Origin of the sequence: Candidatus Stoquefichus sp. SB1 (genome assembly GCF_001244545.1) — a bacterium.
Taxonomy (GTDB): Bacteria; Bacillota_I; Bacilli_A; order Erysipelotrichales; family Coprobacillaceae; genus Stoquefichus.
Genome location: NZ_LN852696.1, coordinates 24,688 through 41,198 on the forward strand (window position 1 = coordinate 24,688; position 16,511 = coordinate 41,198).

The following is a 16,511-nucleotide window of genomic DNA, read 5'->3' on the forward strand; positions in this document are numbered from 1 at the left end:
TATAATAAATAAGGATAATTCATTTATGCCCAGAAATGAGGCGTTTTTTTATGCAGAAAAATTATGATGTTATTATTGTTGGGGCTGGACCAGCAGGAATTATGGCAAGTTATGAATTTTATTTAAAAGATCCAAGCAAAAAGGTCTTATTAATTGATAAAGGACAAGATGTTATGTTTAGGCATTGTCCAATTAAAGATAAAAAGATTAAAAGTTGTCCAATTATCAAAGATAATGAACCAGGATGTTTACCAGCATGTTCAATTACTTCAGGATTTGGTGGTGCAGGGGCGTACTCTGATGGAAAATTTAATATTACAAGTGAGTTTGGTGGTTGGTTAACTGATTATATGGATAATCAGGAAGTAGAAGATGTTATTCATTATGTTGATGAATTATATTTGAAACATGGAGCAACATTAGAAATTACTGATCCAACAACTGATAAAATTAAAGAGATTGAAAAAAGAGGATATGCAGTTGGTTTAAAATTATTGCGTGCAAAAGTTCGTCATTTAGGTACAGAAGAAAATTTACGAATTATGACAGAAATGTCTAATGAATTAAAAAATCATATTGATGAACAATTTAAAACAGCTGTAAAAGATATTATAGTAGAAAATAATGCTGTGAAAGGGATTGTTTTAGAAAATGGTGAAGAAATTTATGCACCCAATGTTGTTTTAGCACCAGGTAGAGATGGTTCAACATGGTTAACAAAAGTTTTGAAAAATCAAGGATTAGAACTTTATAATAATCAAGTTGATATTGGTGTGCGTGTTGAAACAAGCAATATTGTTATGGATGAAATTAATAGTAATCTCTATGAAGGAAAGTTTGTTTACAATACATCTGTAGGAACAAAAGTTAGAACATTTTGTTCTAACCCTAGTGGACATGTGGTTGTTGAAAATCATTCAGGAACAATGTTAGCAAACGGTCATGCTTATCATGATCCAAAACTGGGAAGTCCTAATACTAATTTTGCATTATTGGTATCACATATCTTTAGTGAACCTTTCAATGAACCTAATGAATTTGCCCATGAGGTTGCAAGACTTGCCAATATGTTATCACACGGAAGCATTATTGTGCAAAGATATGGTGATATCAAAAGAGGTAGACGTACAACTGATAAACGTTTAAAGGAAGGATATACAAATCCAACTTTACCAGAGGCAGTACCAGGTGATTTAGGATTGGTTTTACCATATAATACAATGAAATCAATTATCGAAATGATTGAAGCATTAGATCATGTCACTCCAGGAATTGCTAATGAACATACATTATTATATGGAGTAGAAGCAAAATTCTATTCAGCAAGACCAAAAGTGAGAAAAGGATTTGAAAGTGAAATTGATGGTTTATATGTTGGTGGTGATGGAGCTGGTTTAACAAGAGGACTTGCTCAAGCGGGAGCCAATGGTATTATTATTGCAAGAAGTATTATTGAAAAAAATAAATAGTGAAAAAGCAGGAAGTTTGACTTTCTGCTTTTTCATATAAATACCCATCCAAAAAAGAAAGAAAATATATTAGCAACAATTGTATAAGTGAGAATATCATTCTTTTTATGTGATATTAAGACCTTTTTATAAATGTATTTTTCAATTAGAATAACTAGAGTTTCATATATGAGATAGAAACATAATGCAAAGATACCAATAATATAAGCTCTACTCATTTCTAATAATAAATTAAGAATAATTTGAGTTAATATGTTTGCTCCTATAATACATAATATTTCTTTTTGAGTACGGAATTTCATTATAACAGCAACCAGCAATTCAATTATGATTGTTATTAACATTCTCATTACAAGCTCAAACATGGCTTCATTCCATATGTAGTTTGCTTCAACAGTGATTTCTGGAGTAGATATTGAATGAGATTCTACATTTAAATTCTGAGAGTTTAATGTAACTGTATAAAAACTATTGAAAGCATATCTTTGGTATATTTCTTTACTGACAATAAAAGTATCTGATTGAGGAAAATAAATTAAGACTTTAAATTCATCAGGTGGATAATAAGTCCATTGAAAATAATCAACACATAATTGGAAATATTGTAAGAAATAAAAACCATCAACATCTTTATAATCTACAAATGCCTGCCATACTTCTTGTGGACCATAATCCCCAAAATATCTACTATCATCATTTTGTGTTTCATAAACACCAAAAGGACCAGATTGTTTTTCCTTAGATAAAAGTGTCATATAAGCTTTTTCTTGAATACCATTAACATCGATTTTAACAGTTGGCTTTGGTCCCATGTCTGCTGATACATGCGAAGGCAGTAACATTACTGCCAAAATAAGGAAAATAAGTGTTTTTTTCATAATTTTTATAACCTCCTAGGATTGAAGATGGGTATAAGTGATAAAAAAGGCTTCATTATTTTCAATAACATTTTGATTAAGTTCATGATTATAAGCATATAGAGTTTCTTGATAGACACCAATTTTTTGATAATGGTATTCGCTTAATGCCTGAACTCCAAAGTCATCTCTAGTTGTGTCATAATAAATTGTCACACCTTTTTCAGGATTAAAATAAACTTCTGTTAAAATAGGATCACCTTCATCTGTTGAAATAGCAATACGAATATGGCAGGGTTGATTTTTATAAATATCATTAATAAATGAATCTAAGATATCTTGATGGAAGACTCTCGTATTAGCATAAACATAAAAATTCATATTTTGAAGTTCAATATTAGAAACATCATGAGGGATATCATTTAAAGTACAATTTATTTGATTGGTATTTTTGGGATTAATAAGTGTATTTTCTTTTTTTGATTGATTAAAATATGTGGAATGATAATGAATGCAATAATGCAAATTGTAACAATTGATAGAATCACTTTTGAATGTTTAAAAGATGTTTCATGACTAGAATTATGCAAAAGAAGATTATGTAATAGAATCTCTTTTCTATGGGGAGAAAGAGTTATTTCATCATAAGTTTGTTTTATTGTTTTCATATCATATTTTCACCTAACTTTCTTTTTAGTATTTTTCTAGATCGAGCAAGACGATTACGAACTGTAGAAGAAGGAATTTTGAGAATATGAGCAATTTCCTGATTATTATAACCCTCATAATAATATAAATAAGTCACCATTTTATAACGATTAGGAAGTTCTAAGACAGCTTCACGTGTTTTGTCTTTATCAAAAGGGTCAGTTGTAAGAATAATTTCTTTATCAATTCTTTTCTTATACCACCATTGTTTTAACATATCTTTACAAGTATTTTTGGCAGCTACAATAAACCAAGCTTTTTCATGTTCTAAAGAAAGAAACGGCTTATGATAATTTAAATATTTTATAAATGTCTGTGAAACAGCATCTTCACTATCGACAATATTTTTCATATAAGAAAAACAAATTCTATAGACCATATCAACATTTCTTTCATAGACATCAATAATTTCCTGTTCACTATGACTTTTATTTACATCCATGATTATCTCTTCTCTCATTATTAATACGATTGAAAGATTGAAAATGTCTCCTTTTTTATTATTTTAACATAAAAAGCCTCAAAAGAGGCTATTTTGTTTTTGGATTCACATGAATCATACAATGTTTAATATCAGGAAATTCTTTTTCTAAAGCATCATGGGTTTTATGAGCAATCATATGAGCTTCTTTCAAAGAAAGATTTTCATCAACACCAATCTCTAAATCAACATAATATTTCTCACTAAACATTCTTGTTTTCAAAGAATCAATACAAATAACATAATCTTGTTTTAAAATAAAATGAATAAGGGCATTGTTAATTTCATCAGAACAGCTATGATCAACCATTTTGATTGTTGCATCATAGAAAATACTAATACCAGGTTTTAATATAAACAAACAAATAACAATTCCAGCTGCTGGATCAAGCCATTTAAAGCCAAGCATAGCCCCACCAATTCCAATGAAACTTCCAATTGAAGATAAAGCATCACTACGATGATGGAAAGCATCAGCCATTAAGGCAGGAGAATGTATTTTAAGAGCATAATAACGGGTATACCAATACATGGCTTCTTTAATAATGATAGAAACAATAGCTGCAATGAATGCAATGAAATGAGGAATAACTATAGTTTGAGGATGAAATAGTGATAATAAACTATTATAGCCAATTTGAAGACCTGTAAAAACTAATAGAACTGATAAAAGAATAGCTGCAATACATTCCATTCTTTCATGTCCATAAGGATGTTCATGATCAGAAGGCATACTTGAAAAATGTGCCCCAATCATCACAATAACTGTACTGACAACATCACTTAATGAATGAATAGAATCACTTATCATTGCATGAGAATGACCATATAGTCCTGCTAGAAATTTAAAAATAGAAAGGATGAAGTTTCCAATCATTGTAAGATAGGAAACATGATAAATTGTTTCTTTATAAGTTAATTCCATAAAATCACGTCCTTTTATATCTTATGTTAATATTATGGAGATGTGATAAAAACAGATTTCTTCTTTGAGTTTACAAGAAACTTATTTTACATTATAATAAATACAACCAAGAGGGGGATTATTTTATGAATATTAACGGTAAAGAGATTTCATTAAAAAGAAAAGATGAATTAAAAATAAAAATTAATCAATTAAAAGAACAAGGAAAAAGAATTCCTAAATTAGTTGTTGTTTTGGTGGGAGATAATCAAGCAAGTCAAACATATGTACGTAATAAAGAAAAGGCATGTACATATGTTGGCATGTTATCAGAGGTTATTAGATTGGAAGCATCCATTTGTGAAGAAGAATTAATTGATGTTATTGAGAATTTAAATAAAGATGAAAATGTTGATGGGATTTTAGTTCAATTGCCACTACCACAACATATTCATGAAGAGAAGATTCTTGATTTAATTGATCCGGCTAAAGATGTTGATGGATTTCATCCATCAAATGTTGCTAAATTATTACTAGGTCAAAATGGACTAGTTCCTTGTACTCCACAAGGAATGATGGTTTTGTTAGACGAAATTAACTATGATTTAACTGGTAAAGAAGTTGTAGTTGTGGGAAGAAGTAATATTGTTGGAAAACCAGTTGCACTTTTATGTTTACATAAAAATGCAACAGTGACAATTGCTCATTCACGTACAGCTAATCTTAAAGAAGTCTGTCAACGCGCTGATGTTTTAATTGCAGCAATTGGACAAGCTAAGTTTTTTAATCATGAATACATCAAACCAGGTGCTGTTGTATTAGATGTTGGAATGGATCGTGATGAAAATAATAAATTATGTGGTGATGTTGATTTTGATGATGTTAAAGATATTGCTTCATATATTACACCGGTTCCAGGTGGCGTTGGACCAATGACAATCGCTATGTTATTAGAAAATACATTACAAGCATATCAACAAAGAGAGGGATAGAATATGGAATATGGGTTAAATGATATTGTAGAGATGAAAAAACAACACCCATGTAAAAAATCAAATCAGTGGCAAATTATTAGAATGGGTGCTGATATTAAGATTAAATGTTTAGGCTGTGGTGCAATTATTATGTTTTCACGTCGTGATTTTGAAAAACGTTTAAAAAAGGTTGTTGTTCATCATGTTGATTCAGTTGATTAAAGAAGAAGATAATGCTGAAGTAGAAAAACTCATTCGTGATTGTCTCATTGAATATGGTTGGAATAAACCTGGTTGTGCTTGGGATGATCCTGATTTGGGTCAATTTTATCAAGTGTATCAAGGGCAAGGTAAACAATATTTAGTAGCTAAAAAGAATGGACATGTGGTTGGTGGCTGTGGGATTGGACCGGTCAAAGGAAAAATAGGAGTTTGTGAGCTACAAAAAATGTACTGCTATAAAGAAGTACGTGGAACGGGATTGGCTCAGCAGCTTTTACAATTATCATTAGAATTTGCTAAAAAATATTATCAACAATGTTATTTAGAAACATTTGAAAACATGATTCCAGCCAATAAGTTTTATCTTAAAAATGGTTTTCGTTTATTAGAACAACCATTAATACAAAGTGATCACTACGCATGCGATAAGTGGTATATCAAGGATCTATAACAGATTGATTTTTCAGTCTGTTTTTTTTATTGACGTGCATACTATATTGTAATACAATATAGATGTAAAAGGTATCTTGCAATACAATATAGAGGAGTGATATGATGATATCGTCACAAATGTTAAAAGGAACATTGGAAGGATGTATTCTTGCGATTATTAGTCAGAATGAAACATACGGTTATGAAATTTCACAACAATTAGAGCAGTATGGCTTTGGGAAAATTGTTGAAGGAACGATTTATCCATTATTATTGAGATTAGAAAAAAATGGTATGGTTATGGCGACATATCGTCAATCAGATGTAGGACCAAAACGTAAATATTATTCATTGACCGAAAAAGGAAATGAAGAAATGAAAAGATTTCAACAAAGTTATGAAGAATTATCTACAGCTGTAGATAAATTGCTAGAGGATATTAAGGGGGAAAATAATGATGAGTAGAAAGGTAAATCAGTTAAGAAAACAAAATAATCAATTAGAAGAGAAGCTCAGTCAGGATAATCAAAATGTATTAACTGATATCATTGTTTATTTGAGAACTTCTCAAATAAGTGATTATCAGCAGGAAATCATTCGTAATGATATTACACAAATGATGATAGATGGGGAACAAAGAAACATGGATATGCATGATGTTATTGGTAATGATTACAAAGAGTTTTGTGATAATATTTTAGCAGAAGTTCCTAAACAAAGTATAACTGAAAAAATATTATCCATGATAGCTCCTATTTGTTTATATTGCTGGATTGTTCTTGTGATATGGCTAGTAACTTGTATTTTGGAAATCATTTTTGATCAAAATACTTTGCCATTATTGGTTTTAAAATTAGGAGATTTTGTGAGTTATGGGACTTTGATATTTGTATCTATTTTTATTGTTGATTATATTTGTAAAAATTCTTTTGAGATAAACAAAACAAAGTATAAGTTTGTTTTTATGCTTATTGTATGGATGATTGTTTTTAGTATAAGTCGTCTATTGCTTAATGATTTTGTTTTCTATATTCATATTTATATTGCGATTGGCTTATTTATGTTTTTGTTAATTGGTTATAAGGTATTTGATGAATTGTTTAATTAAAATAAGTGATTAGAGAGACTTCATAAAATATGAAATCTCTTTTTTTATTCATCTGATTTAAAATATTTAGCATAAACAGAAAATAATAGAAAAATATTTGTATTTATAAAATATTAACCTATCAGTGATATAAATTGTGAGAATAGAACGGACGTGCTATGATAATTTTAAGGAGTGGGATAATGTGTCATATTTGATCATATGAAAAGGAAGTGAAAGAATGTTATTTTTGAATGATGAAGTTGATTTAAAGCCAACAGAGATGGAAATTTATAATTATATTAACGCTAATTTAGATAAAGTTGTTTATATGCGTATTAGGGAATTAGCAGATGCAACATTTGTGAGCACAACAACTATTTTACGCTTTTGTAAAAAATTTGGCTGTCAAGGTTATTCGGATTTTAGAGTTAGATTACTAGATTATAGAAAGAGTATTAGAGAAAATAATCGATTAATTCAAGAACTTGATGAGACTGTATTTATTGAATATTTTAAACGTACAGCTTATCATGATTTTAAAAATATGATTCAAAAAGCAACTGATATTATTCTTGAATCAGATTTGTTATTTTTTGTCGGTACTGGAACATCAGGAGTTATGGCAACTTATGGCTCTATTCTCTTTTCATCACTTTTTACATTTTCACTTCCTGTCATTGATCCACAAAATAGTCCGGTTTATTACTTACCAGATCAATTAGATAATCATATTTGTTTAATTGTCTTTTCTGTAACAGGGCATAATGCTGAAGTGTCAGATTATATTAATCGATTCAGAGTTCATCCAATTAAGATTATTTCTATTACCAACAGTGCAAATTCACAAATCGCAAAATCATCTGATTTAAATATACCTTATTATATTAATACTGAGATGTATCAAGATACTAATATTACATCACAAATACCAGTTGTTTATATTCTAGAACGTTTATCTAGAGAAGTTTATTATCAAAAACATCTTCAAAATCAAATTTAATGGAAAAAGTCAAATTTATTTTGGCTTTTTTCTTATATCATATTTTGATGATTGATATTTGTAACAGAGTGTTTTTTTATGGTAAAAATAACAATTTTGTTAACAGTTTCCAATGTCCTTTGGAAATGTTTACATTATAATTAATGATTTATATAATCAAGGTAGAAAGAAGTTATAGAAAAGATGGGAGGACAGTATTATGAACAAAATGATGGATTGGATACAGGATAAGCTTATGCCACCATTAATTAAAGTTGCTAATCTTAGATATTTAGTAGCAATTAGGAACGGATTGGTTGTCACATTACCAGCAATTATTAGCGGAAGTGTTTTCTTGATTGTTGGAAACATTCCAATTGATGCATGGACAAATTTTTTGGAACCATATCAAGGAATGATTAATGCGGCTGTTAATGCGTCATTTGGAATTATTTCTTTGTTAGGTGTTGTAGGTATTGGTTATGAATTGGCTAAAAGTTATGATTTAAGTGGTATTTCTGGTGGTGGTTTGGCTTTAATGGCTTTTATTATTACACAATTAACGAATGATTTTGAATTATCAGCAGTAGGATTTGATTCAACTGGGTTATTTACTGCTATTATATCAGCTATTGTTGCAGTTGAGATTTATCATCTTTGTATTGTTAAGAATTGGGTTATACATCTTCCTGAAGGTGTTCCACCAGCAGTAGGAAATTCATTTGTTGCTTTAGTACCAGCATTCTTAACGTTAATATTATTTTGGATTGTGAGAGTTCCATTCCATTTTAATATTAATGCATTTATTCAATATATTTTTTCACCATTATTATTCGCATTGAATACATTACCAGGAATATTGGTTTATACGTTACTGGTTAGTTTGTTATGGTGTGCAGGTATTCATGGTGATATGACACTTGAAGGTGTTGCTGATCCAGTCTTTATTCAATTTGTTTCAGCAAATGCATTGGCTTATGCTAATCATACACCTATCCCCTATATTACTGCTTCAGGGTTTAGTTCATTGTTTGTCAATGTCGGTGGAACAGGTGCTACTTTAACATTGGTTTTCCTGATGTTAAGATCACGTAGTAAAACATATAAACAACTTGGAAAAATTTCATTACCTTCAGCAATATTTGAGATTAATGAACCAGTTATTTTTGGATTTCCAATTATTATGAATCCATTAATGATGATTCCATTTGTTCTTGTTCCATTGGTTTTAACAACGACTTCATTTTTAGTTATGTCTATTGGCTGGGTAAATCCACCAGTTGCCCAAATTCCTTGGACAATGCCACCAATTATTGGACCATTAATGGCTACAGGATGGGATTGGCGTGCCACTATTTGGTCAGCTATTGAAATTGTTATTGCAATTGTTCTTTATTTACCATTTTTCAGAGTAGCTGAAAAACAAATGCTTGCTACTGAAAAAGAAGAGCCAAGTGAATAAGTTATTAGACAACTTTTAATAAAGTAAAAACAATATATAATTATACTGCTTCCTAAAATTAAGATAATAATTTAATGGTTTGGAAGCAGTTTTATTATAGCTAAGTTATATAAGTATTTAATGCTGATATGGTAAAATATAGCTGTTATAGCTGTAAAAATAAAATTATGACATTTTTCATAATTTGCAAATAATTTGACGGTTAACTTTGTTGTTTCAAGTTGACAGTTATCTACTTTTATGATATGATTTTTTTGTCGATAAGGATTGTTACTCTTCGAGGCTTTACCTTTATAAAACATAATTATGTTTTATGGAGCCTCGAGGAGTTTTTATATTATAATCAATTATTGGAAAGGAAGTTCAATATGTTTAGATTTAAAAAAAATAAAAGTTGTGTTCTTTATTCTCCCGTTAAAGGAAAGAGTATTTTACTAGAAAATATTCCTGATAAAGTATTTGCAGATAAATTAATAGGAGATGGTATAGGCTTTTCTTTTGATGACAATGTTATTTATTCACCATGTGATGGCGAAATTATAATGATCGCAAATAGTAAACATGCAATTGGTATGAAAACAGAAAATGGTGTAGAAATTTTATTACATGTTGGATTAGAAACAGTTAATTTAGATGGTCAAGGTATTGAGGTACTCATCAATATACATGATAAAGTCAAAGCGCATGATCCCATTATGAAATTAGATAGGCAGTTTATGGATATGCATCATGTTGATCTTACCACACCATTAATTATTACTGATTTAAAAGGATATCATTTGGTAATTAGTCATCCTCAAAAAGTAGATATTTCAGATGTTGTTATTCAAATCAATTCTAAATAAGGGGTGAATGTGTATGAAAGTTATAAAAAATATCAATAATAATGTTTCTCTATGTTTAGATAATAATAACAATGAAGTTGTTGCTTTTGGAAAAGGTATTGGTTTTACAAAACCGCCTTATGAAATACCTGTTTCACAAATTCAGAGAACTTATTATGATATTGATCCTGTCTATATAAGTATGATTAATGATATTCCAATAGATATTATTGAAATATCAACTCAAATTATTGAATTTGCAAGAACACAGATAGAGAGTCCTATTAGTTCAAATATCATTTTTACACTTGCAGATCATATAAATTTTGCTATTCAAAGATATCAAAAAAATATGAATATTAAGATGCCTATTATTTATGATATTGAGCATCTTTACGAAATAGAAATGAAAATTGGACTTAAAGCAATTGCATTAATTAAAAAGAAAATGGAGATTTATTTACCGAGAGAAGAGGCTGCTTATATTGCTATTCATTTAATTAATGCTGAATCAATGAATAAAAATAATGTTCAACGAATAGATGAACAGCATATTCAAGAAATGACTGGAATTATTGAAAAGTATTTTCAATTTGTAATTGATAAAAAAGGATTTAATTATTCTAGATTTGTAACTCATATGCATTATCTTTTAAAAAGAGGACAAAATCATCATATGATACAAAGTGAAAATGTAGAATTGTTTGATATTTTAAAAGAAAATTATCAAAAGACATATGAATGTTCAATTTTAATTAAAAATTATATTGAAAAAGTATTAGATTGTTCTTTATCGCAAGAAGAATGTTTGTATCTTATTCTTCATATTAATCGTTTATGTTCAAGAGAGGATTGTAACCAGTAAGGGCTTTACCTCAGTACATGAAAACAACATGTTTTTGTACTGGGGTTTTTATTTTAGCAAATACAATAGGGTGCACACTGTTGTGGAGCAAATATATATTAATAAAAAAAGGAGGACAAAGAAATGTCGAAAAAAATGTATAAAGATCTGGTGAACAATGTGTTAGATCTGATTGGAGGAAAAGACAACTTAGTTAGTTTGACACATTGTGTAACACGTTTACGCTTTAGCGTGAAAGATAAGAGCTTAATCGAAAAAGAAAAAATAGAACAAACTCAAGGTGTTATGGGCGTTCAATGGGTAGGTGAGCAGTTGCAAATTATTATTGGCAGAGATGTTGATGAGGTTTATAAGCAAATCTGTGAAAATCATCATATAGAAGTTCTAGCTACTATAGAAGAAGATTTAGATGATGGTCAGCCACATAAAAAGTCAAATCAGTTTTTAGAAGTATTGGCTAATATTTTTACTCCATTAGTATATGCATTCAGTGCAGGAGGGATGATTAAATGTATAGCAATGTTTTTAGAAATGTTAAATATATTACCTACTAATGATGGAACTCTTATTGTATTAAATGCATTAGGAGATGCACCATTCTATTTCATGCCTTTTATGATAGGATATACAACAGCTAAACAATTTAAAATCAATGAAATTTTTGGAATTATGGTTGCAGGGTGTTTGATGTATCCAACTTTCTTAAATCAAACAGCAGGGCAAGAAATACAATTTTTGTTTTTAAAAATTCCATGTTTATCTTATGCATCAACAGTTTTGCCAGTGTTGTTAAGTGTTATTTTATTTTCGTTTGTATATAAGTTTGTAGACCGTTTTGTACCAAAAAGTCTTAATATTATTTTTACAGGATTTTTAAGTATGGCAATCTCAGCACCTATTATGCTTTGTCTAATAGCACCGGTTGGGAATTATTGTGGTACATTTTTAGCTCAATTTTTAGAAACTTTCTTTACAACATTTGGACCAGTTGCAGGAGCGGTTTTTGCTGGATCTTTATCATTCTATGTTATGACTGGAATGCACTATGCATCAATGACACTCATGATGCAAAACTTAGCATTGTTAGGTTATGATTATTTAATGCCTGCAATTTTTATAAACAATATCGCTGTTGCAGGAGCAACGTTAGGTGCTTCTTTACATATTAAGAAAAAGGAAATGAAGTCAGCAGCAGTTTCTAATGGTGCGATAGCTTTACTAGGAATATCAGAACCGGCATTATATGGAATAGATTTTAAGTATAAGTATCCACTTGTTGGCATTGTGGCAGGTGGTGTTGTTGCTGGTGCATTGTATATGATATTAGGTGTTAAATGTTATGCTTTTGGACCAGTAGGACTAACGTCATTTCCACAATATATGAAAACAACTGCTAATTTAATTGGAATAGTTGTTTGTGTTGCTGTTTCATTTATAGTTTCGTTTTTAAGTTCATATTTCTTTGGTAGAAAGTATAGAGGTGATGAGTAATGAAAATGTCCAAAGATTTTTTATGGGGTGGCTCATTGGCAGCTCACCAATGTGAAGGTGCTTATAAAGAAGGAGGAAAAGGTTTAAGTATTTCTGATATTCTACAAAAATGTGACAGTCATGGAGAAAGAGATATATTTCAAGGGTTACAAGAAGGAGTCTATTATCCGAGTCATAAAGCTATTGATTTTTATCATCGTTATAAAGAGGATATTCAATTATTTGCTGAAATGGGATTTAAATGTTTAAGGGTCTCAATTGCATGGACGAGAATTTTTCCACATGGTGATGAAGAAGAACCAAATGAAGAAGGATTGTTATTTTATGATCAGTTATTTGATGAGTTGAAAAAATATAACATAGAACCTATTGTTACTCTTTTACATAATGACTTACCATTATATCTTGTTGAACATTATGGTGGATGGAGTAATAGAAAACTCATTGACTTTTTTGAAACATATTGTCGTACTGTATTCATGAGATATCGAAATAAAGTTAAATATTGGATAACAATTAATGAAATCAATAATTTACTTAATGATGATTATCTTTTACTTATGTTTGTTTCAGCGGGAATTAGACTTGCCGAAAAGCCAGACAATAAAGATATTATTTATCAAGCGCTTCATCATCAATTTGTGGCTTGTGCAAAAGCAGTAAAAGTAGGGCATGATATCAATCCTGATTTTCAGATAGGATGTATGGTAGCTCATTTATCCATTTATCCAGAAACCTGCTATCCAGAAGATACTATTATAATGGAAAATGATTATAAGATGGAATACTTTTGTACAGATGTACAATGTAGAGGATATTATCCGAGCTATATGAAAAAGTATTTTGAGAAAAATAATATTCATATTATTTGGGGAAAAAATGATCAACAAATACTGAAAGAGGGAACTGTTGATTATATAAGTTTTAGTTATTATGTAAGTAACACAGTCAGCCATGATCCAGGTGAGCGTAAAAATAAGGCAGCTGAAAAGCTCATTAAAGGTGTTGTTAATCCGTATTTGCAGATTAGTGAATGGGGGTGGACAATTGATCCCGTAGGTTTAAGAGTTGCATTAAATCGCTTATATGACCGTTATCAAAAACCTTTATTTATTGTTGAATGTGGGTTAGGTGCACGTGATCATTTTGAAAATGGGACAGTCGAAGATGATTATCGTATTCATTTTTTAAAGGAACATATTTATCAATCAGAATTGGCAGTTAATGAAGATGGAGTTGATTTAATTGGACTAAGTACATGGAGTGCTATTGATATTGTGTCTGCTTCAACAGGAGAGATGGCAAAGCGTTATGGCTTTATTTATGTTGATGTAGATGATTATGGTTGTGGAACATATCAGCGTTATAAGAAGAAATCTTTCTATTGGTATCAAAGAGTCATTGCAACTCAGGGTGAAGAATTAGAGTGAACATAAATAACCTTTCTTTATAGTATGAAAAAAGTAACTATATTGATTGACATAATAGTATTAAATTTAATTTAGAATAAGGTAGTGTCAAAAATATTATAATGAGCAGTATATTAACATTGGCTATATCTAAAGATGTCTAATAAAAAAGTTAATATATTTAAAATTAAAATATATTTCAATCAATTTATAATCCTTCCAAGAGCATGAACTTAGTTATTATTTCTAAACTTCATGCTTTTTTATAATAGAAAAATATTTGTTTTAATGGAAAACTTTAGCCAACTACAAGTTATTCTTTAGGTACCTTGACAAATGGAAATAAGAGGTTTAAGATATAATCGTTAGGTACCTAAAGGGAGAGAAGTTTATGAATAAAGAAAAAATGGAAACAGGTAAAATTTTACCATTATTAATTGAATTATCAGTTCCTGCAATGATAGGAATGATTGTTAATGCAATCTATAATATTGTTGATAGGATGTTTATTGGAAATGCCCCACATTTAGGCTCAATAGGATTGGCAGGGATTACAATCTCTTATCCAGTGACCCTGATTTTAATGGCATTAAGTTTAATGGCAGGAGTTGGTGGAGCAACGCGTTTTTCAATTGCTTTAGGAGCAAAGCAAGATGATGATGCGAAATATTATCAGGGGAATGCTTTGATGATTACGGTTATCTTTGGTTTGTTTTTTATGATTGTTGGAAATTTGTTTATGGATCCTATTTTGACTATATTAGGAGCAAGTGATCAAGTTTTACCACATGCTAAGGCTTATTTAAGTATTATTTTATATGGTGCTGTTTTTCAGTGTGTGGCTATGTGTGGGAATAATTTTTCAAGAGCACAAGGAAATGCAAGAAATGCCATGGTATCACAATTATTAGGAGCTGGATTTAATATTCTTTTTGATTATATACTGATTGTACAATGTCATATGGGTATGGAAGGTGCTGCCCTTGCAACAATTGGTGGACAATTTTTAAGTATGGTCTGGCAGTTAATGTTCCTGTTTGGAAAACGTGGTCTTATTCAATGTCAGTTTGAACATATGAAATTAAAGAAACATTTTACATATATGATTATAAAAACAGGATTACCTGCATTTTTAATGCAGATGTCAACAAGTGTTTTAAATATTGTGATTAATGGAACATTAGGCACATATGGTGGTGATACTGCTATTTCTACAGTTGGTATTATTACAAGTGTACAAACGTTAATGTTGATGCCATTAACAGGAATGACACAAGGACAGCAGCCAATCATTAGTTATAATTTTGGAGCAAAATGTTATCATCGTGTCAAGGAAACATTAAAATATACCATTATTGGAGCAAGTCTTATCGCAGTAGCTGGATTCTTAGCGATTGAACTTTTTCCAGCACTCATTATTTCTATGTTTAATCAAGAGGCAGAGATTATTCATTTAGGAAGTACGGCACTGAGAATTTGGTTTCTATGCTTACCATTAGTAGGTTGTCAAACAATGTGTGCAAACTTTTTTCAGGCTATTGGTATGGTGAAACAGTCAAGTTTTCTTAATTTATTAAGACAATGTTTATTGCTTATTCCATTGATATTGATATTATCATTTGCTTTTGGATTGTATGGTGTTTTTGTAGCTGTTCCAATTGCCGATTTGGTTGCTTTTATAATAACAATGTATTTAATTAAAAAAGAAATGAAAACTTTTGTTGTACAGGAGAATGAATCATGAAAGAAATATGTACGCTTTGTAGTCAGCATTGTCATAAAAATCAATTACAATGTGCAAAAGGTGTTGCTTATTTTCAACAAAGTTCAGTTATCGCTCAAAATGATTTAACAGGAAAACTCATGAAATGTGGACATATTTTAATGCATAAGACCGGTAAAAAAAGAGGACAAGAAAATATTTTAGAAATCTTATCACAACATGATCAAATATCTCAAAAGCAACTGCAAGAAATGTTGGCTATTGAAGCAGGGTCATTAAGTGAAATTCTATCTAAATTGGAACAAAGAAATCTTATTCAACGTAGTAAAGATCAAAATGATAAACGAAAGTCTATTATTGCTTTAACACAAATGGGTTATGATAAAATAAAAAATAAGAAATCAAATGATGAGGACTTATTTGATATGTTAACAATTCAGGAAAAACAACAATTAGATTTGATGTTAGATAAAATATTGGAAGAATGGCATAAAAGACATATGAATATGCATAAGAAAGCATGATGAAGGACGATAATTGTCCTTTTTTAATTTAAGCTTAAAAATAATATTTTGAGTATAATTTATTTCTTTTTTTCACAAAAAAAGGGAAGATTTTTTA

At 29.7% G+C, this 16,511-nt stretch carries 19 protein-coding genes; 14 read left to right on the top strand and 5 right to left on the bottom strand.

The features are described from left to right. The first annotated feature begins 50 nt into the window (after positions 1-50). A complete protein-coding gene (locus BN1865_RS12540; RefSeq protein ID WP_050637609.1) occupies positions 51-1,469 on the top strand; it encodes an NAD(P)/FAD-dependent oxidoreductase in 1,419 nt (472 codons plus the stop codon). Positions 1,470-1,501: 32 nt separating this feature from the next. On the opposite strand, the gene BN1865_RS12545 is transcribed toward BN1865_RS12540, so the two are convergent. The 5 genes from BN1865_RS12545 to BN1865_RS12560 form a co-directional block, all read right to left on the bottom strand. Next, positions 1,502-2,347: a hypothetical protein gene (locus BN1865_RS12545; RefSeq protein WP_050637610.1), complete on the bottom strand. Its 846-nt coding sequence runs from the start codon at positions 2,345-2,347 to the stop codon at positions 1,502-1,504. A gap of 15 nt (positions 2,348-2,362) precedes the next feature. After that, positions 2,363-2,707: a DUF4362 domain-containing protein gene (locus tag BN1865_RS12550; RefSeq protein WP_157844126.1), complete on the bottom strand. Its 345-nt coding sequence runs from the start codon at positions 2,705-2,707 to the stop codon at positions 2,363-2,365. A gap of 53 nt (positions 2,708-2,760) precedes the next feature. Then, on the bottom strand, positions 2,761-2,994 hold the full coding sequence (locus tag BN1865_RS18440) for a hypothetical protein (protein WP_157844127.1): 234 nt from the start codon (positions 2,992-2,994) through the stop codon (positions 2,761-2,763). Next, positions 2,991-3,476 carry an RNA polymerase sigma factor gene (locus BN1865_RS12555; RefSeq protein ID WP_050637612.1) on the bottom strand — a complete coding sequence of 162 codons (486 nt, stop codon included), beginning with the start codon at positions 3,474-3,476 and terminating at the stop codon, positions 2,991-2,993. Before BN1865_RS12555 ends, BN1865_RS18440 begins: the two co-directional genes overlap by 4 nt. A gap of 88 nt (positions 3,477-3,564) precedes the next feature. Next, positions 3,565-4,440, bottom strand: a complete 876-nt coding sequence (locus BN1865_RS12560; protein WP_232780396.1) for a cation diffusion facilitator family transporter — start codon at positions 4,438-4,440, stop codon at positions 3,565-3,567. Between the two features lie 125 nt (positions 4,441-4,565). Between BN1865_RS12560 and folD the strand changes: the two genes are divergently transcribed. The 13 genes from folD (at position 4,566) to BN1865_RS12625 (ending at position 16,414) form a co-directional block, all read left to right on the top strand. Beyond that, positions 4,566-5,411, top strand: a complete 846-nt coding sequence (gene folD, locus BN1865_RS12565) for a bifunctional methylenetetrahydrofolate dehydrogenase/methenyltetrahydrofolate cyclohydrolase FolD (protein WP_050637613.1) — start codon at positions 4,566-4,568, stop codon at positions 5,409-5,411. A gap of 3 nt (positions 5,412-5,414) precedes the next feature. Beyond that, on the top strand, positions 5,415-5,615 hold the full coding sequence (locus BN1865_RS12570; RefSeq protein WP_050637614.1) for a DUF951 domain-containing protein: 201 nt from the start codon (positions 5,415-5,417) through the stop codon (positions 5,613-5,615). Next, positions 5,596-6,066: a GNAT family N-acetyltransferase gene (locus tag BN1865_RS12575; RefSeq protein ID WP_050637615.1), complete on the top strand. Its 471-nt coding sequence runs from the start codon at positions 5,596-5,598 to the stop codon at positions 6,064-6,066. Before BN1865_RS12570 ends, BN1865_RS12575 begins: the two co-directional genes overlap by 20 nt. Positions 6,067-6,170: 104 nt before the next feature. Next, the gene (locus BN1865_RS12580; RefSeq protein WP_050637616.1) at positions 6,171-6,512 is read left to right on the top strand and encodes a PadR family transcriptional regulator; all 342 of its coding nucleotides are present in this window, start codon (positions 6,171-6,173) and stop codon (positions 6,510-6,512) included. Then, positions 6,505-7,155 carry a hypothetical protein gene (locus tag BN1865_RS12585; protein WP_157844128.1) on the top strand — a complete coding sequence of 217 codons (651 nt, stop codon included), beginning with the start codon at positions 6,505-6,507 and terminating at the stop codon, positions 7,153-7,155. The genes BN1865_RS12580 and BN1865_RS12585 overlap by 8 nt, the downstream gene beginning before the upstream one ends. A 220-nt stretch (positions 7,156-7,375) precedes the next feature. Beyond that, entirely contained in the window at positions 7,376-8,137 is a 762-nt protein-coding gene (locus tag BN1865_RS12590; RefSeq protein ID WP_050637618.1) for a MurR/RpiR family transcriptional regulator, read from the top strand. Positions 8,138-8,336: 199 nt separating this feature from the next. Next, positions 8,337-9,578: a PTS sugar transporter subunit IIC gene (locus tag BN1865_RS12595; protein ID WP_050637619.1), complete on the top strand. Its 1,242-nt coding sequence runs from the start codon at positions 8,337-8,339 to the stop codon at positions 9,576-9,578. Between the two features lie 368 nt (positions 9,579-9,946). Further along, a complete protein-coding gene (locus BN1865_RS12600; protein ID WP_050637620.1) occupies positions 9,947-10,423 on the top strand; it encodes a PTS sugar transporter subunit IIA in 477 nt (158 codons plus the stop codon). A gap of 13 nt (positions 10,424-10,436) precedes the next feature. Continuing rightward, positions 10,437-11,267 carry a PRD domain-containing protein gene (locus BN1865_RS12605; protein ID WP_050637621.1) on the top strand — a complete coding sequence of 277 codons (831 nt, stop codon included), beginning with the start codon at positions 10,437-10,439 and terminating at the stop codon, positions 11,265-11,267. 123 nt (positions 11,268-11,390) lie between these two features. Then, positions 11,391-12,758, top strand: coding sequence for a PTS transporter subunit EIIC (locus BN1865_RS12610; protein ID WP_050637622.1), 1,368 nt, complete (start codon positions 11,391-11,393; stop codon positions 12,756-12,758). Beyond that, positions 12,758-14,188, top strand: coding sequence for a 6-phospho-beta-glucosidase (locus tag BN1865_RS12615; RefSeq protein ID WP_050637623.1), 1,431 nt, complete (start codon positions 12,758-12,760; stop codon positions 14,186-14,188). The genes BN1865_RS12610 and BN1865_RS12615 overlap by 1 nt, the downstream gene beginning before the upstream one ends. Positions 14,189-14,558: 370 nt before the next feature. Next, positions 14,559-15,911, top strand: coding sequence for an MATE family efflux transporter (locus tag BN1865_RS12620; protein ID WP_050637624.1), 1,353 nt, complete (start codon positions 14,559-14,561; stop codon positions 15,909-15,911). Next, positions 15,908-16,414: a MarR family winged helix-turn-helix transcriptional regulator gene (locus BN1865_RS12625; protein ID WP_050637625.1), complete on the top strand. Its 507-nt coding sequence runs from the start codon at positions 15,908-15,910 to the stop codon at positions 16,412-16,414. The genes BN1865_RS12620 and BN1865_RS12625 overlap by 4 nt, the downstream gene beginning before the upstream one ends. Positions 16,415-16,511 lie beyond the last annotated feature (97 nt).